Source organism: Pseudomonas sp. FBCC-B1667 (assembly GCF_059133255.1).
In genome coordinates this window covers 2,791,838-2,808,858 of the sequence record NZ_CP101437.1, presented here as the reverse complement: position 1 = coordinate 2,808,858, position 17,021 = coordinate 2,791,838, and the positions used below count along the sequence as shown (strand labels likewise).

At 58.6% G+C, this 17,021-nt stretch carries 20 protein-coding genes; 11 read left to right on the top strand and 9 right to left on the bottom strand.

All coding sequences use genetic code 11. The features are described 5' to 3' along the window. Positions 1-9: 9 nt before the first annotated feature. From NL116_RS12750 to NL116_RS12735, 4 genes are all read right to left on the bottom strand, one after another. Complete coding sequence (locus tag NL116_RS12750; protein ID WP_494377465.1) at positions 10-447, bottom strand: DUF3995 domain-containing protein; 438 nt, start codon at positions 445-447, stop codon at positions 10-12. A 74-nt stretch (positions 448-521) separates the two neighbouring features. Next, positions 522-1,538 carry an ABC transporter substrate-binding protein gene (locus NL116_RS12745; RefSeq protein WP_494377464.1) on the bottom strand — a complete coding sequence of 339 codons (1,017 nt, stop codon included), beginning with the start codon at positions 1,536-1,538 and terminating at the stop codon, positions 522-524. Between the two features lie 116 nt (positions 1,539-1,654). Continuing rightward, the gene (locus tag NL116_RS12740) at positions 1,655-1,858 is read right to left on the bottom strand and encodes a hypothetical protein (protein WP_494377463.1); all 204 of its coding nucleotides are present in this window, start codon (positions 1,856-1,858) and stop codon (positions 1,655-1,657) included. Beyond that, entirely contained in the window at positions 1,859-2,308 is a 450-nt protein-coding gene (locus NL116_RS12735) for a hypothetical protein (RefSeq protein ID WP_172825907.1), read from the bottom strand. A gap of 428 nt (positions 2,309-2,736) precedes the next feature. Here NL116_RS12735 and NL116_RS12730 point away from each other — a divergent pair, with 428 nt between their 5' ends. The 3 genes from NL116_RS12730 to NL116_RS12720 all read left to right on the top strand — a co-directional run bounded on the left by NL116_RS12730 (position 2,737) and on the right by NL116_RS12720 (position 3,744). After that, a complete protein-coding gene (locus NL116_RS12730; protein WP_494377462.1) occupies positions 2,737-2,985 on the top strand; it encodes a hypothetical protein in 249 nt (82 codons plus the stop codon). Positions 2,986-3,143: 158 nt separating this feature from the next. After that, positions 3,144-3,374, top strand: a complete 231-nt coding sequence (locus NL116_RS12725; RefSeq protein ID WP_494378053.1) for a hypothetical protein — start codon at positions 3,144-3,146, stop codon at positions 3,372-3,374. 130 nt (positions 3,375-3,504) lie between these two features. After that, on the top strand, positions 3,505-3,744 hold the full coding sequence (locus NL116_RS12720) for a DUF2789 domain-containing protein (protein WP_494377461.1): 240 nt from the start codon (positions 3,505-3,507) through the stop codon (positions 3,742-3,744). 9 nt (positions 3,745-3,753) lie between these two features. Here NL116_RS12720 and NL116_RS12715 read toward each other — a convergent pair whose 3' ends face one another. The 3 genes from NL116_RS12715 to NL116_RS12705 all read right to left on the bottom strand — a co-directional run bounded on the left by NL116_RS12715 (position 3,754) and on the right by NL116_RS12705 (position 6,287). After that, complete coding sequence (locus tag NL116_RS12715; protein WP_494377460.1) at positions 3,754-3,957, bottom strand: hypothetical protein; 204 nt, start codon at positions 3,955-3,957, stop codon at positions 3,754-3,756. A 120-nt stretch (positions 3,958-4,077) separates the two neighbouring features. Next, positions 4,078-5,301: a methyl-accepting chemotaxis protein gene (locus NL116_RS12710; RefSeq protein ID WP_494378052.1), complete on the bottom strand. Its 1,224-nt coding sequence runs from the start codon at positions 5,299-5,301 to the stop codon at positions 4,078-4,080. Positions 5,302-5,882: 581 nt separating this feature from the next. Next, positions 5,883-6,287 (bottom strand): TraR/DksA family transcriptional regulator, encoded by a 405-nt coding sequence (locus tag NL116_RS12705; RefSeq protein ID WP_007907888.1) that lies wholly within the window; start codon positions 6,285-6,287, stop codon positions 5,883-5,885. A gap of 366 nt (positions 6,288-6,653) precedes the next feature. Between NL116_RS12705 and NL116_RS12700 the strand changes: the two genes are divergently transcribed. The 3 genes from NL116_RS12700 to NL116_RS12690 all read left to right on the top strand — a co-directional run bounded on the left by NL116_RS12700 (position 6,654) and on the right by NL116_RS12690 (position 9,128). Next, positions 6,654-7,265 (top strand): glutathione S-transferase, encoded by a 612-nt coding sequence (locus tag NL116_RS12700; RefSeq protein ID WP_494377459.1) that lies wholly within the window; start codon positions 6,654-6,656, stop codon positions 7,263-7,265. Between the two features lie 25 nt (positions 7,266-7,290). Then, positions 7,291-8,394 carry a DNA alkylation repair protein gene (locus tag NL116_RS12695; protein ID WP_494377458.1) on the top strand — a complete coding sequence of 368 codons (1,104 nt, stop codon included), beginning with the start codon at positions 7,291-7,293 and terminating at the stop codon, positions 8,392-8,394. A gap of 137 nt (positions 8,395-8,531) precedes the next feature. Continuing rightward, positions 8,532-9,128 (top strand): eCIS core domain-containing protein, encoded by a 597-nt coding sequence (locus NL116_RS12690; RefSeq protein WP_494377457.1) that lies wholly within the window; start codon positions 8,532-8,534, stop codon positions 9,126-9,128. 132 nt (positions 9,129-9,260) lie between these two features. Here NL116_RS12690 and NL116_RS12685 read toward each other — a convergent pair whose 3' ends face one another. Both NL116_RS12685 and NL116_RS12680 read right to left on the bottom strand, forming a co-directional pair. Then, positions 9,261-11,747, bottom strand: a complete 2,487-nt coding sequence (locus NL116_RS12685; protein WP_494377456.1) for an arylsulfatase — start codon at positions 11,745-11,747, stop codon at positions 9,261-9,263. 231 nt (positions 11,748-11,978) lie between these two features. Next, the gene (locus NL116_RS12680) at positions 11,979-12,551 is read right to left on the bottom strand and encodes a cytochrome b (RefSeq protein WP_494377455.1); all 573 of its coding nucleotides are present in this window, start codon (positions 12,549-12,551) and stop codon (positions 11,979-11,981) included. 204 nt (positions 12,552-12,755) lie between these two features. Here NL116_RS12680 and NL116_RS12675 point away from each other — a divergent pair, with 204 nt between their 5' ends. From NL116_RS12675 to NL116_RS12655, 5 genes are read left to right on the top strand one after another with little or no spacing between them, the layout of a single operon-like run. Further along, on the top strand, positions 12,756-13,433 hold the full coding sequence (locus NL116_RS12675) for a thermostable hemolysin (protein ID WP_494377454.1): 678 nt from the start codon (positions 12,756-12,758) through the stop codon (positions 13,431-13,433). Further along, positions 13,423-14,904, top strand: coding sequence for an AMP-binding protein (locus NL116_RS12670; protein ID WP_494377453.1), 1,482 nt, complete (start codon positions 13,423-13,425; stop codon positions 14,902-14,904). Before NL116_RS12675 ends, NL116_RS12670 begins: the two co-directional genes overlap by 11 nt. Next, positions 14,901-15,575: an iron-containing redox enzyme family protein gene (locus tag NL116_RS12665; RefSeq protein ID WP_494377452.1), complete on the top strand. Its 675-nt coding sequence runs from the start codon at positions 14,901-14,903 to the stop codon at positions 15,573-15,575. Before NL116_RS12670 ends, NL116_RS12665 begins: the two co-directional genes overlap by 4 nt. Continuing rightward, entirely contained in the window at positions 15,562-16,371 is an 810-nt protein-coding gene (locus NL116_RS12660) for an SDR family oxidoreductase (protein WP_494377451.1), read from the top strand. Before NL116_RS12665 ends, NL116_RS12660 begins: the two co-directional genes overlap by 14 nt. Further along, a complete protein-coding gene (locus NL116_RS12655; RefSeq protein WP_494377450.1) occupies positions 16,368-17,012 on the top strand; it encodes a tetratricopeptide repeat protein in 645 nt (214 codons plus the stop codon). The genes NL116_RS12660 and NL116_RS12655 overlap by 4 nt, the downstream gene beginning before the upstream one ends. The last annotated feature ends 9 nt before the right edge of the window (positions 17,013-17,021 follow it).

The window sequence follows — 17,021 nt, the reverse complement described above, 5'->3', positions numbered from 1 at the left end:
TCAGGCAACTCAAATCCAGGCGACGGCCAACAACCCCGCACCTAACACCACACACAACGGCGAATACACCCAGGTGTCGAGCCGGGCAAATTTCGAATCCTTGACCACTTTGAAAAACCCCACCAGGTTCGAATCGCCAATCGCCCGAGCGAACATCAGTATCGCGACACCGCTGATGACCCATTGCAGCCACACGTCCTGCACCGCTGGCAAGCACAGCCCGACTCGCAGGCACACCAGCATGGCGATCATCAGAAGCCCCACCGCCACCAGCAACGTCATGAACCCCGACGGCTTGAACGCAGGCCTTGATTGCGCGCCGCCCTCCCCAGGCAACCGCGGCACCGCCGCCTCGCTGCCCACTTTTCCGCCCGACGCCCAATACACGTGGACCAGACTGATCACCAGAAAGATTGAAGACGTCCATTGCGCAACCAACAGGTTCATATTCAGTTATCCATCCAGTGGGAGCGCACATGCTCCGGGCGGCGATAGCGAATGAAGTTGTGCGAATAATCTGTTTACTTCAGGTCGGCGGAGACCTTATCAGCCACCTCCTTGGGTAGCCATGCCTTCCAGACGTCCGGGTGCGCTCTCATGAAAGCTTCCGCGGCCTGGCGTGGCGGGGTGTGTTTTTCGCTCATCTCGGCCAGCGCCTTGTTCAACGGGCCTATGGGCAAATCGACCTTGCTGAAAAACTCGGTGATCTGCGGATACTGTTTTTGAAACGGCGCAGATACACCAATGGACAGCTTTGAGGCCAGTGAACGGGTCGGCTTGGGATTTGGATTGTCAGCGTCGGTCAGGGTTTTCCAGGCTTCGGCGTCGAAGGGTGGCTCCTCCAACTGGATAAGCTTGAAGCGTCCGAGCAAGGGCGTCGGTGACCAGTAATAGAACAACACCGGTTTGCCACGATGGATCGACGACGTGATTTCCGCGTCCAGCGCCGCTCCGGAACCGCTGCGAAAATTCACGTAACTGTCGTTCAGGCCATAGGCAGTGAGTTTCTGCTTGTTCACCACTTCCGAGGTCCAGCCGATCGGGCTGTTGAGGAAACGGCCCTTGCCCGGGGTTTCCGGGTCGCTGAACACGTCTTTGTACTTGGGCAGATCGCTGACACTGCGCAGCCCCGGTGCCAGTGGCTTGATGCCTTTGGCCGGGTCACCCTTGATCACGTACTCCGGAACCCACCAGCCTTCGGTCGCCCCCTTGACCGTATCGCCCAGGCTGGCGACCTTGCCTTCGGCCTCAGCCTTGACCCAGACCGGGCTGCGACCCGCCCACTCTTCGCCAATGACCTGAATGTCATTGTTGGCCAAGGCGGTCTCCAGGGTAATGGTGGTGCCCGGCAAGGTATCCGTCGGCAGCCCGTAGCCCTTCTCTACAATGATCCGCAGGATATCGGTGATCAGGCTGCCACTTTCCCAATTCAGGTCGGCGAAGTGGATTGGTGCCTGGGCGGCAAACACCGGAACGGGTGACGTCAATAACCCGAAACTGGCCACGGACGCAGCCATTAACCGTCGAAATCCTTTCATGCTTTTGCACCTCGTGCTGTTCACAGCAATAGCAGGATGGCCTGATTAAAGACCGTGAGCCTCTAAATATTCGGTCAATTGACTGTAGTAGAGGATCCTGATGTCGAGGGCGGGAATTAATTTCCGGAAGATTCCTGCAAGCTTGATAGCTCTCTTCTGACCATGCTGGCGTACGCCGCCGGACGCAGCGTATAGATCTGTGACGCCACCCAATTCAACCAGGCGCCCTGCAGAACAGCCTTCTGCTCGAACAAACGAAGGGCTTCAGTATGGGCACTGGCCTGGTTTTGTTCGTGGAAATCGGCGCGGGGCAGGGTCATTTACTCGCTGGCCTTGAAGGTCACCAGCTCGCCCTTGCGCCACTTGGCGGCTTTGGCGGTCACGGCCTTCAGGGTTTTGGTCAGGCCTTCCTGCAATTGCTGGTGGGCGGCGAACACCATCACCACGCTATGACCTTCCTTAAACACAATCGCCTGACCGTCGGCGGTGGTGACAAACGCGTAATCGCCCAACCCATACACCGTCAGTTTGATTTCGCGGAACTTGATGTCCAGCTTGCCGCCTTCTCGACTGGGCAGGACCGAGGCACTGAAATGATCGCCAACTTTGAGTTTGAGCCCTGGCTTGTCATCCACCACCAGTGCTTCTTCGGTGTCTATCTCGGCAATGTATATGCCTTCGGCGTTCTGTTCTGTGACATAGACGAAACGAGATTGAAACTGTTTAACCAACTTTGCGCGCAAATCACCCAGCACGAACAAAGCATGCATATCGAGATTACTTACTGCCAAGGAAACATCCCCACATCTGAAATGGATGCCGCGCGTAGAAAAAAGCGCAGCAGAAAAAAGCGGCCATGCCGAGGGTCTAGCAAATAAACCGGGTTGAAATCCTGATCCGGGCAGAGGGCTCATGCATCGCGAGGTCAGTGAGCGTACTGGAATAACACTCGCGCCGTCTTCCCTCAACGTCGTCAGATGTTGAAGGAAAATGCCCTTCTTGCTGCCAGATGAACAGGACTACCAACTTTAAGGAAAAAACCCTACAAGAAAAGCACTTTTCCGACATATCACCCGCAAAAAATTGCTTTAGATGGACACCATTCGCCCACCTTGATGGCGATTCTAGAGCAGCGATGCTGACAGAGACTAGCCAAAACGACGTACATACGTCGGCAAAACATTGAAAAGGACTTCATATGTGCACAATGACTCACTTTGCAACCGCCCAATCGACTTACACACACAGCGCCTTGCCACTGTCGCAGACGTTATACGAACAACCACCCTTCTACCCTCAAAACCCCGCCCGGCCCAGGTTTCAGGTGGTCCTGGCAGGCAAAGCGTTTTTTCATATCAAGGAAACGTCCACAGGGCGCGTCAGAGGTTTCCGCGGTGACCACAACCAGGCTTGTGCGCTTGCTCGCTCACTTGAATCGCACGAATAAAGCCACCCTTGAGTTCATTCCAATAGACGTTTCGTCACACCGTCGAGTTAACTCAGCCGTCGACGGGTAACTACTGCCATACTGCCCGCCCCATGAAACCCGTTCCCACGTCGGACGGCGCTCAAAACAACAAAACATTTCCAAGGGAAGGCTGCTACGTGACGGAATTTGATATCGGCGAATTTATTATCCGGGGTGAAGCCAGAGAGATCGACGGCGAATTCCAGGCAGTGATAGTCATGCGCGCCAAACCGAAACTGACCACGGTGACGTATCACCAGGTCGAGAAAGATCGCTGGTTCAAAACGGCAGATGTTGCCGCCGTCGCCGCTCAGGAAGCGGCTTTGGAACTGAAGGCTGCCGTCGATGCAGGCGCATTGAAAGCCTGATCATCGAATTTGCCGTCTATGCTCACTCCTGCTTTTGAATATCCATCGAACTCCTGAAGCGCGGCCGCCTCAGATGCAATGAAGCCGCCCTTCAGATCTCGCATTCGACGCGACCCACCAGGAGATGAACATGGATTCACCTACACATGACTTGCAAGGTTTGTTCGACCAACTCGGTCTGGACTCCAGCCAAAAAGGCATCGACGATTTCATCGCCCGCCATTCACCGTTAGCCGACGACAAGAAAATGATCGATGCCGACTTCTGGACTCCACAACAAGCCAGGTTCCTCAAAGAACAACTGCGTGAAGACGCCGATTGGGCGCGAGTGGTCGACGACCTGAACTTGCGCCTGCACCAGGTTTACTAACCCGCACACTCAGTGCAGGCTGTCCGATGATTCAGCATTCAATTGCGCCAGCCAGGCAGCCCTGCACTCTTCGGCTTCATCGCGACTGGAAAACGCCGTCCCCCGGCGCTCACCGTTGAGCAGTACCACCCAACAAACGCTCTGCCCCACCGCGCGCAAACTGTCAGGCACACCGCTGCCAATCATCACCGCGACATCCACTTTGCTTTGCATGTTGGCCTCTCGAATTTCATTAGCAACCTAACTATGCAGGCATATTAATGAGTTCATCCGCGAGGAAACAGCAACGAGCCTGCACAGCTTCGTTGCCGGATTCGTAACAGTGACGGCCTCTCAGCGTGGCCCCTGTGGCTTGTACCCCAAGCGCAAACCGCCCCAATGCCGGCCCTTGACGAAGATTGGCACCGAGAGATCGTGCATCAGTTCGCCTGTGTCACGGGTATACGTCTGCAACAACACAGGCTGTTGATGGCTGCCACAGCGGATACCGGTGCGGTCAGCGAATTTGCGCTTGGTGCGGTTCTGCAAGGTATCGACCTTCGCATCGCCCGTCAGCGGCTGGCTGAAAACGGTGTTATGGGTCGGCACGTAACCCTGCTGCGTACAGGCGATGGCGAACACCAGCCCTTCATGACGCGGCAACAGCGGTTCCTGAATCGTCGGCAAGACCTGATCGGTGTAGCGGTCGAAGCGGGTCTGGAACTTCGCCGGGCTGGTGTTGGGGATCGCCTGGTAATTGCGGTCGAACAAATCATCGAGGCTGACGCGACCCTGGTCGATATCCGCTTCGAAGCGAACGGCAATCTGGCTTGCGCCCTCCCGGGCCAGGTCATAAATCCGTTGGTGATAGTCATCCAGTCCGACTTCGGCCAGGCGTTCGCTGATGGATTCGGCCTGCCCTTCCATTTGCACGGCGGCCTGGGCCAGACGCTGAGTTTGTTGGTCGCTGATCGCCAGATCGCTGCGCATCTGCTCGATTGCATGAAACAGGCTGTCGAGTTGATCGCGATTGGTGTCCGCGCCCCGGGCGATTTCCCCGACTTGGTGTTCCACTCCTGCGGCCAGGCGCGCAATGTTTTCAAGGTGCTGACCGGTGTGCTCGACTTGCTCGACACCGGTGTCGAGGTCGCTGGACAGTTGACGTATCTGTTCGACGACCTGGGCGGTACGTTGCTGGATATCGGCGACCATCTCGCCAACTTCACCGGTTGCCGTCGCGGTTCGCGCCGCCAGCCCCCGCACTTCATCCGCCACCACTGCGAAACCGCGCCCGTGCTCCCCGGCCCGAGCCGCTTCAATAGCGGCGTTCAACGCCAGCAGATTGGTCTGGCTGGCGATGGATTGAATCACCAGTGTCACTCGCTGGATATCGTCGCTGCGCAGGCTCAGGGCCTCGATCAGCTCGCGACTGTTGCTGGCGCGTTCGCTGAGTTGATGCATGCGAGCGATGGACTCGATCAACTCCTGGCGCCCGGCTGCGCCGCTTTGATGCGCCTCGCTGGCGGCGCCAAGCGCTTCGCGGCTGAGTTTGGAAGTGACTTCTTCGGTCGCGATCATCGCTTCGGCATTGCGGACAATCTGCGCCGCCGCGCTGAGTTGCGATTGCAGCTTGTCCGCCAGTTGCTTGACCGAAAAGGCCACGCCGGCCGCAGACAACGCGTTATGACTGGTGGTGTAGGAAAGATCGCGGGTCAACGCGCTGATAGCGCTGGGGTTTTCCGCCGGCAAGTCTTGAGGCGCAGCGCGAGAACGCAAGCGCGGCAACCAGATAATCAGCACCGCCAACGGCAGGCCAAGGTAAAGCGGCCATCCGCCCAACGCCATGCCGCACAACAACAGCATCACGGCGATGCTTTGCAGGGTCGGCGTCAGCCAAGGGTTTTTCGGCAAAAGCACTGGCGCAGGCGCGGCCGTCGCCAGAGATCCGTCTCTCGTCATCTTCGTCACCCCACGATCTTCTAATTGTTGTCTTCGCATTAAACGCCACTACCAGGCCATTATCTATGGTCCATTAGTCGTGGGTATTGCAGCAGATCAATAGAGGCGCATGAGGTTTTTTACAGACGAAAAAAAGCATCGCGGGCCAGCCTTTGCTCCTTTGGGAGTGAGGCTCGCCCGCGATGCGGGGCGCTACGAAATCAGGCCTGACGCTGGTGCTTGTCGATCTGTTCGTGACGCTCTTGCGCTTCGATGCAGTACTTGGTGGTCGGGCTGATCAGCAGGCGTTTCAGGCCAATCGCCTCGCCGCTGTCGTCGCACCAGCCGAAGCTGTCTTCTTTGATGCGTTCCAGAGCCTGTTCCAACTGAGGCAGCATGCGCTGGTCGCGATCGATCGCGTTGACCAGCCAGGTGCGCTCTTCTTCGACCGAAGCCGCGTCTGCCGGATCGGCCGGGGTATCCAGGCTTTCGATGGCGATGCGGTTTTGCTCGATGCGCTCATGGGTTTCGACTTTCATGTTCTGCAACAGCTCGCTGAAAAAAGCATGTTGCTCAGCATTCATGTAGTCATCCGCCGGCATGGCCAGCAACTTGTCCTTTGTCATTGATATCTCTATAAAAAAACGTGCATTAAGGCGAATTAGGGAGCGTTCCGGCGGACCTGTTGAAGGCCATCGGAAAGGCGCCGTTTATTCCAAGCGCCACCCGGCACTCAATTTACGAGGGGCGGCAGTCTAAGGCCGACTTGAGGCCCCAGCAACTGAAAAGTCAGCGAATTTGTCCGACAAGGTACGCAAAGTGCTCTACGGCGACCGTTGCGGCGGTTATCGGAGTGCGTTTATAGCAAGAAATTCAATCGAGCGGCTGTATATAGAAGACAAACGGCCGCACAAGCCCTCCCTTTGCTTGCAGGTTGCGGATCCTCAGCTAAGGTTGACCGTCCCGAAATGGTCCTCTGCAGGAGTGTATTAATGAAGCTGATCGGCATGCTGGATTCGCCTTACGTAAGGCGCGTGGCCATTTCCGCCCACTACCTGGGCATCGACCTGGAGCATCAATCGGTCTCAGTGTTTCGGCACTTCGAGCAATTTCAACAGATCAATCCGGTGGTCAAGGCGCCAACCCTGGTGCTGGACAATGGCGACGTGTTGATGGATTCGACCCTGATCATCGACTACCTGGAAGCCCTGGCCGGCCCCGGCAAAAGCCTCATGCCCGACGATCTCAAGCAACGGCTGCGCACCTTGCGCGTGGTTGGACTGGCGCTGGCGGCGTGCGAGAAGTCCGTGCAGCTTTATTACGAGCGCAACCTGCGCCCGGCGCAGATCCAGTTTCAACCGTGGGTCGAACGCGTCGAAGGCCAATTGGCCGCCGCCTATTCATCACTGGAATGCGAACTGGAAAAGCACCCGCTAAACAACGGTGCCTTGATTGCCCAGGACGGGATTACGGTGGCCGTTGCCTGGAGCTTCACCAATCTGGTGATCCCGGATCAAGTCGATACCGAGCGCTTCCCGCGAATCGCCGCATTCACCGCGCAGGCAGAAAAGCTTTCGGCGTTCATCAAAACCCCGATAACCTGAGCCACCCTCTAAACCGGATTCACCCATGACTGCCGCCGAACAATCCAGCCCGGCGCTGAAGGAAATCTTCAACGCCGAGCGCCTCAAGCATATCGCGACTGAAATGACGGCGGTTTACCCCGGGTTCAACGCCAAGACCTTCCTGAAGATGGCCAACGAAGGCCTTGCCGACCTGTCAATCATGCAGCGCATGGCGCGAGTCAGCGAATGCCTATATGCAGCGCTGCCGTTGGGGTATGACGAATCGCTTGAGGTGCTGCGCGCCCTCGCCCCTCGCTTGAACAGTGGCTTTGTCAGTATTTCGCTGCCGCATTATGTGGCGATGTATGGTGCGCATGATTTCGAGCAATCGATGGATGCGCTGAAATACTTCACCGGGTTTGGTTCTGCGGAATTTGCGGTCCGGTATTTTCTGCGCAGTGATTTGAAGCGTTCGCTGGCGCTGATGCAGGAATGGTCGCTGGATGAAAATGAGCATGTCCGGCGCCTGGCCAGTGAAGGCTGTCGACCGCGGCTGCCGTGGTCGTTCCGGCTGGAACAGATCCAGAGTGATCCGACGCTGGCGGCGGCGATTCTCGATAACCTCAAGGCGGATGAAAGCCTTTATGTGCGCAAATCCGTGGCCAACCACCTCAATGACATCACCAAGGATCATCCGGAATGGGTGCTGGACCTGATCGAGGGGTGGGCGCTGGATAACAAGCACACGGCGTGGATTGCCAAGCATGCGTTGCGCAGTTTGATCAAACAGGGCAATCAGCGGGCGTTGGCGATTATTGGCGCCAGTGGCAAGGCTGAGGTCGAGATGGTCGGGGTGACGGTTGAACCGGCGGTGATTCGGCTCGGGGAAAAAATAACCCTGTCGTTTGGTGTGAAATCCACCGTACCTGACAGTCAACGATTGGTGATCGACTATGCGATTGATTACGTCAAAGCCAGTGGCAGCACCTCGGCGAAGGTGTTCAAGCTCAAGTCCCTGACGCTGCCCGGCAACGCCACCGAATTCGTCAGCCGTGGCCAGCAGATCAAGGAACTCACCACCCGCAAGCACTATGCGGGCGTGCATGCCGTGCACATCCTCGTTAACGGCGAATGCCTGGCCAGCACCTCGTTCGAAATCCTCCCCTGACCCGGCGGCGATGCAGTCGTAAATCCAGAAAATCGTTCTTGAGTGACGGTGCCGGGTTCGGGTCTACGCTGAAGCGATGCGGGTCATCGACCCACTGTGATTATTGCTCTTGCAGCATCCGCCCCCTGGAGCGCTCAATGCCGTCCATCATCAAGCGACTGATGACGCTGTTTGCTCTTTGCCTGACGCTTGAAGTGCCAGCCCAGACCAACGCCTGCCCAACCGGCGAGAAACAAGTGTGCCTGGACAGCTGCATCTGCCTGCCAGACGTGGGCCAACTGCTCGGTCTTCCATCCAATGACATCTATCAGATCGCTGCACCCGCCCTGGCACTGTGGCTCACCCAAGCCCGCGCTGAAGCCGCCATCGCCGACACCCACCCCATTCCACCGAACATCCGCGACCAACTGCTGCGCTGGTACGACCCCAGCGTGCTCGATGCCGCGCGCTACAAAGTGAGCGATAACGGCCAATTCAGCGCTGCCACGGCCATGCTGCAAAATCCCGATGTCGGTGCCGTGACGCTGATCGACATCATCCTCTTCCGGGACGCTCAAACGGCAGAGCAGAACTTTGCGCTGTGGGCTCATGAACTGAAGCATGTGCAGCAGTTTCAGGAATGGGGGGTTGGGGGGTTTGCCCAGCGGTATACACAAGATTTCAATGCGGTGGAGGCACCGGCTTATGCCGTGCAGGGCGAAGTCCGGCGGTGGGTACGGGAAGGGGCTCACTGAAAATTTGCCAAGCTGAATGCCCCCCCGGGGGACATTTCCCCTGCACAGGCCAACTCAATCCGACGGTTACACAGGCGGCAATCCCTGATAAGTCGCGGATCATCTCGTGGGAGGTGATCCGCATGCTTTTTCCTAGTCTTTGTTGCCGACCTTGTTCTGAACGGCTTCCTTGCCCGCGGCATTCAACTGCGTTGGTTCAAGCGTGACGGTAAGTTTGTGCAGTGAACCGGTGAATGCAAACGGTACTTGGTAATCCTTGTCATCGACGGGGGTGCCGGTGTCGGAACCGACATCGAAACTTTCATCCACACCGAAGACGAATGGAACGCTGTGTGGGATTGCTTGACTAGCCAGTTGCTTTCCATCCACCGACAGCACGCCAGTGCCGCCCTTACCGAATCCCGGCCCGGCATATTTGAAATCAAAGCTGATGCTGTGCTTTCCGGGCGTGAGCGCGTCGGTCCCCTCCCAGCGGAATCGCGCAACGCCTTCGAGGTTGTAGTTGAAAATCGGCTTACCTTTCAGGAGGTAGAGCGCGTACCCCCCAAAGCGGCCGCCGTCGGTCACCAATACACCGTCGCCGCCGTTTTCAGGAACAGTGATGTCAGCCGTAATGACGTAGGACTTGTTCAACACGTTGGGCTCGTTGCCTGGAAGAATGCCCGTCACTGGCGAAAGGTAATTGAACTCGGTGCGTCCGGCCACGATGCTCGGCCTCTGTGCAATGACGCGCGTAAAACCGGACGCGTCGAGTGGCAATACCTGATATTTGTTCGCTTCCACCCAGAACAGATCCTGCAGTTCCTTGAGTTTTGCGGGGTTGGCGGCGGCGATATCGTCATTCTGCGTCCAGTCCTTGGTGATGTCATACAGCTCCCATTTGACGCCATTGACGATGTCCTTGGGTGGCTGAGAAGTAATGTCCCAAGGTGCCCGGTAGGGCGTCGTCGAGGCCATCCATCCCTCGTGATAAAGCGCACGCATTCCAAACATCTCGAAGTATTGCGTGGTGCGTGTGGACGGCTTTTCGGCATTCTGCTTGTCGAAGAGATAAGCCATGCTCGTGCCTTCGATGGGTTTCTGCGCAATGCCGTCTACCTGGAGCGGCGCATCAATGCCAGTGGCTTCAAGGATCGTCGGCTCGATATCAATGACGTGGTGGAACTGGTTACGAATGCCACCGACATCCTTGATCCGGTTCGGCCAGGAAATGGCCATGCCCTGCCGGGTGCCGCCAAAATGCGATGCAATTTGCTTGGTCCACTTGAAGGGGGTATCCATGGCCCAGGTCCACCCCACGGCCATGTGTGGATAGGTCTGGTCCGAACCCCAGGCGTCCAGGTACTTCATCTGGTCGGCGACCGGCACGTCGATTCCGTTGAAAGTGGTCATTTCATTAGGTGTGCCGTTGGGGGTGCCTTCTGCGCTGCTGCCGTTGTCGCCACTGATATAGATAATCAGCGTATTGTCGAGCTTGCCCATGTCATCGATCGCCTCGATCACCCGGCCGATTTCGTGATCGGTGTACGCGAGATAGGCCGCGTAGACTTCCATTTGGTGGGCATACAGTTTCTTCTCGTCCGCCGGCAGTTCGTCCCATTTCTTCAGTGAATCAGGCCAAGGCGTGAGCTTGGCCTCTTTCGGGATGACGCCGAGGCGCTTTTGATTGGCGAAGATCTGGTCGCGTGCAGCGTTCCAGCCCATGTCGAACTTGCCCTTGAATTTGTCGACCCACTCGGGCGTGGGGTGATGCGGCGCGTGGGTGCCGCCAGGGGCGTAGTAAAGAAAGAACGGCTTCTTCGGATCGAGCGCGTTCAATTGATTGACGTAGCCGACGGCGTCATCCGCCATGGCGGTGATCAGGTTCCAACCCGGTTTGCCGACATAGGGATGGATTGGCGTAGTGTTGCGCATCAGATTGCCCGGTTGCCACTGGCTGGTTTCGCCGCCCATGAACCCGAAGAAATAATCAAACCCCATGCCAATGGGCCATTGATCAAACGGACCCGCCTGAGTGATCTGGAATGACGGCGTGTTGTGGTTTTTGCCAAACCACGACGTTGCATAGCCGTTGTCCTTGAGGATTTTGCCGATGGTCACCTTGTCCTTGGTGATAACGCTGTTATAGCCGGGGTATCCCGTTGAGATTTCTGATATGACACCGAAACCCACAGAGTGGTGATTGCGCCCGGTAATCAAGGCTGCACGTGTGGGCGAGCACAGTGCCGTCGAATTGAATTGCGTGAAGCGCAATCCCGCTGCCGCAACGCGGTCCATGGCGGGTGTGGGTATGAGGCCGCCGAACGTACTGGGCGCGCCGAACCCGACGTCATCGGTGATGATCAACAACACATTGGGTGCGTCTTTAGGCGGGACGACAGTCGGCGACCAGTAGGGCGTCGAGGTCGTGGCGTCGAGGTTGATAACGCCGCCGAACGCCGCTGGAGGATTAGGCAGGTATCGCCCATCGAGGGTCGTCGTCGCACTGGGTGAACCGGGCGAGCCGGTGACTTCTGGTGTCGCGGCATGGGCGTAGTTGAAGGCAAGCAAGGCAACGGCCAATCCTGAACGGATGAGCTGGCGCAGCCTTACAGGTTCATTCCAGTGTGCAGTGGCCATGGCCAGCTCCTGTAAACCCCCGAGACCCCAAGCCCGGAGTGTAGAACCGTTTTCTTCTCTCGCCAGTAAATTGCAACGTTAACCCGAGTGGCCGCTGACTTTTGAGGCCCGATGTCTATACCTGCGCTTGATACCAGGCAGGTTCAGCAAGGGCAGGAAAAGATCCGTTAAATCCACAATCGATAGCAGCCAGTACAGCCACTGTTTTTCGCGCCTGCAACCGATCCAGGATCATCGCTGCCGCTGGTTGACCACATTGCCGGATCGACCGGGCAGCATGCGGGTCAGGGTGTTGTCGCGTACCCAATAGTGATGGAACAACCCCGCCGCCGCGTGTAAACCGATCAGCCAGTAACCGGCGCTGCCGAGCAGTTCATGCCAATGCCTGAACTGCCGCGCCAGGTCAGGATCAACCGACACCAGCGACGGCAGGAAGAACCCGAAATAGGGCATCGGCTTGCCGCCTGCCGAGAGCATCAGCCAGGCCAGCAGCGGCGTGGCGATCATCAAGAGATAGAGCGCCAAATGCATCAGGTGCGAAACGCCGGTCTGCCACAGGGGCAATGCCGGGGTGATGGGTGGACGGGGCGTGAGTCGCCCGAGCAATCGCACCCAGACCAAAATGAAAATGCTCAACCCGAACAGCCCATGAAGCCCCAGAAACAGGCCCTTCAAGGCATGCCCGCGGGGCAGCATGCCTTTGAGCTCAATACTGGTGTAGACGCCGACAAACAAGGCCAGCATCAGCCAGTGCAAGGTCATCGACAGTTTTCCATAGCGAGGTGTTGCTGAGTCGCGGGTCATGGGGGCCTCGTGAAAGTCGTTGCCGGCCGGCGAGTCATTCGCCCAACCTGGGTCCGATGGGTCACCGGACTGACGGACCGCACACTGCCCGCCAAGTCTTAAGGCAATCTGAAGACCGCTCCCCTCCTCCTTTTTTCACCTTCAGACTCTCTTAAGTAACGCCTTTGATACTTCACCCGACCTGACCCGTGGAGGCGTCTTCCCATGCCCGATTTTGAGTGGAACATCGCGCTCCCCTTACGTTTCGGCCAAACCGAAACCGAACAGATGTGTTTGCACAGAGCGCTGCCGGACGAGCCCCTGCGCCCCCTCTTCGAAGACTTTATCCAGCAACGCTTTCGCAAGGCTCACGGTGCTGACATTCGTCATTTCATGCCGCAACTGTTCGGCATGAGCAACGCGTCGGACGAACTCTGTGCAGTGGCCGGGATTCGCATGGCGAGCGTCGGCCAACTGTTTCTGGAGCGTTATCTGGACGAATCGATCGACCCGCTGATCAGCGCGGCCGCCGATCACCCCGTAAACCGTGCCGGCATCGTCGAAGTCGGCAACCTCGCCGCCAGCGACACCGGCAGCGCACGGATGAGCATCATCGCCATCACGTACCTTCTGGCCATGGGGGGTCTGGAATGGGTGGCGTTCACCGGCAATGTCGGCCTCGTCAACAGCTTTCATCGCCTGGGCTTGAAACCTGTGACGCTGTGCGCCGCCGACCCCGAGCGGCTGGGTGACGAACGCCACCACTGGGGCAGCTATTACGAGAGCAAGCCTTGGGTACACGTTGGCAACATTCGCGCTGGCTTCATCCATTTGAACAACAGCGGGATGTTCAGTCGCCTGGGGTTGCCAACGTCCAACGAGGAATCCAGCCATGTCGCCTGAAACCGAACGATTCAACCAGACCCTGCGCAACCATGCCGAACGCACGCCCGGTGCAATTGCATTGTGGGGCGATCAGGTGAAAGTGGACTACGCCACGTTGTACGCAGAAGTGCTGACTCGTCAGCAGCGTCTGCGCGATGAAAACGTCAAGGTGCTTGCGCTGGCCTTGGACAATGGCGTGGAAGCGATGCTATGGGACCTGGCCGCGTTGTTCGAAGGCCTGACCTGCCTGACATTGCCGCCGTTTTTCAGCCCGGCGCAACGCCGCCACTGCCTGGTACAGAGCCACGCCGAACGGGTGATTGCCGAGCCGCAACTGGACACCGAATTACAGGAGGCCGGCTACGAGAAAGCCAATGGGTTCTGGTGCCAGACCTCTATGGACCCGCACTGCCTGCCCGAGGGGACCGCGAAACTGACCTTCACCTCCGGCACCACGGGGACGCCCAAAGGCGTGTGCCTGAGCGCGGAGAGTATTTTGACGGTCGCTCGCGAACTGGATCAGGCCAGCAAACCCACCGATCCGCAGCATCACCTGGCGCTGCTGCCCTTGGCGATCCTGCTGGAAAACCTCGGTTGTTATGCCGCGTTGTATGCGGGCGCGACCCTGAGCGTGCCCAGCCAGCAAACCCTCGGCATTCAAGGGGCCAGCGGTGTGGACGTGCCACAGCTGCTCGGTTGCCTGGCCGCCCGCGCGCCCCAAAGCCTGATCCTGGTGCCGCAGCTGTTACTGATGTTGGTCAGCGCCGCCGAACAGAAAGCCTTCAACCCCGGCACCCTGCGCTTTGCCGCGGTGGGTGGCGCCCGGGTTTCCGAGGAACTGCTGCACCGCGCCCGACGTGTCGGGCTGCCGGTTTATGAAGGCTACGGACTGTCGGAGTGCGCCTCGGTGGTGTGCCTTAATCGACCCGGTGCACGTCGCGCCGGCAGTGTGGGCCAGCCCTTGCCCCACGTGAAGATTCGCTTGGCGGAGGACGGCGAAGTGCTGGTCAAGGGTTCGACCTTGCTGAGCTATCTGGGCGAAGCGCCACCCACCGACGATTGGTGGCCGACCGGTGATCTCGGCAAATTCGACCCCGAAGGTTTTCTCTACCTCAACGGGCGCAAGAAGCATCAATTCGTCACCAGTTTCGGCCGCAACGTGAACCCGGAGTGGGTCGAGTCCGAATTGACCCAGCGCCGCCACATCGCCCAGGCCTTCGTCTACGGCGAAGCCCTGCCGCACAACCATGCGCTGCTCTGGCCCTCGCGCCCGGACTGCACCGACGACGAACTCGCCGCCACCGTCGCCCAGGCCAACGACGTCTTGCCCGACTACGCCCAGGTCCATCACTGGACCCGACTGGATCAACCCTTCTCCCCCGCCAATGGCCTGCTGACCGCCAATGGCCGGCTGCGCCGCGACGCCATCGTCGAGCGTTACCAGGCGCAACTGTCTGAATCTGCATTTTCCGAGGAATCCGCATCATGAATTTTTTCGACCGGCTGCAAGAAGCCACGCAACAAGAACGCCATGCACTGTTCAATCTGCCGATCATTGTCGACGCCCTGGAGGGCAAGGTCAGTCTGGAAAGTTATCGCGCATTCCTGGCGCAAGCCTATTACCACGTGCGCCACACCGTGCCCTTGATGATGGCCTGCGGCGCGCGTCTGCCGGCCCGCCTGGAGTGGCTGCGCAAAGCGGTCTGCGAGTACATCGAAGATGAATACGGCCACGAACAATGGGTTCTCAATGACATCGAGGCCTGCGGCGGCGACAAGGTTGCGGTGCGCGACGGTCGTCCGAGCTTGCCCATCGAGTTGATGGTCAGCTTTCTCTACGACTTGATTGCCCGGGACAACCCGGTCGGCCTGTTCGGGATGGTCAACGTGCTCGAAGGCACCAGCATCGCCCTGGCCACTCACGCCGCCGGCAGTATTCGCGAGCGGCTGGACTTGCCGGAAAGTGCCTTCAGCTACCTCAGCTCCCATGGTTCCCTGGACATCGAGCACATGCAGACTTATCGCCGCCTGATGAACACCCTCGATGATCCGGCCGACCAGGCTGCGGTCATTCACGCGTCCAAAGTGGTGTACACGCTGTACACCGATATGTTCCGTGGCTTGCCACGTGACGGGGAGACATTGCATGCGCCTGTCTGAAGCTCGTGTGGTACTCACCGGTGCCAGCGGTGGCATCGGCCTGGCGATCGCAACCGCCCTGTGCGCCAGCGGTGCCCGAGTGCTGGCGGTCGCGCGGCAAGAGGCACCGTTGGCGCCGTTGCTGGCGCGCTATCCGCAGCAGCTGTGCTGGATCGGCGCGGACCTGACCGTCCTCACCGATCGGCGCAAGGTGTTGGCTGCTGCCCAGGCCATTGGCGGGATCAACCTGTTGATCAACGCCGCCGGAATCAATCACTTCGCCATGCTCGAACAACTCGAGGACAGCGAAATCCACGCAATGATGGCGGTCAACATCAGCGCGCCGATCTGCCTGACCAAACTCTTGCTGCCGCTGCTCAAGGAAGCCGAAAGCGCGATGGTGGTGAACGTCGGCTCAACCTACGGTTCCATCGGCTACCCCGGCTATGCCAGCTATTGCGCCACCAAGTTTGCCCTGCGCGGGTTTTCCGAAGCCTTGCGCCGGGAACTGGCGGACACCCGCGTCAACGTGTTGTATGTCGCCCCGCGCGCCACCCGCACCCGGATGAACAGCCCGGCGGCCCAAGCCTTGAATGATGCACTCAAAGCCAACGTTGATGATCCGCAAACGGTCGCGGCTGCCGTGATCCATGCCATCGCCGGTGATCACCGCGATTTGTACCTGGGCTGGCCGGAACGCTTTTTCGTGCGCCTGAACAGTCTGCTGCCCCATCTGGTGGACAAGGGCTTGCGCAAGCAATTGCCGCTGATCCGGCGCCTGAGTGAAAAGCCTGACAACGAGAATTTGAAACCATGAAAAAAATCATCGCTTGCCTGCTACTGGGCGCCTTGAGCCAAAGCGCCTGGGCGCTGGACCCTTCCGACCAGCAACGTCTGAAGGGCATTCAACAAGAATGGGCGCACATTCAATACGAAGTGCCCGAAGCGCAGCGTACTGCAGCGTTTGAACAACTGGCGGCCCAGGCGTCGGCGTTCACCCAGCAACGCCAGTCGGTGGCAGAAGCCTGGATCTGGTCCGGAATCGTCACCAGCAGTTGGGCCGGTGCCCAGGGCGGCCTCGGCGCGCTGAGCAAGGTCAAGGCGGCAAAAGCCGATCTGGAAAAAGCCCTGGCCCTGGACCCGAAAGCCCTGCAAGGCTCGGCCTACACAAGCCTGGGTGCGTTGTATGACCGCGTGCCGGGCTGGCCCATCGGTTTCGGTGACGCTGACAAGGCCGAACAGTTGCTCAAACAGGCCTTGCAACTCAACCCGGACGGCATCGATAGTCTGTACTTCTGGGGCGATCACCTCTACCGTCAAAAGCGCTACAGCGAAGCGAAAATCGCGCTGCTGAAAGCGTTGCAAGCCGCCCCAAGACCCGGCCGGGAAACCGCCGACGCAGGGCGGCGCAAAGAGATTGAAGCGTTGCTGGTGGACGTGAACAAGAAACTCGACTGACAGGAGTTC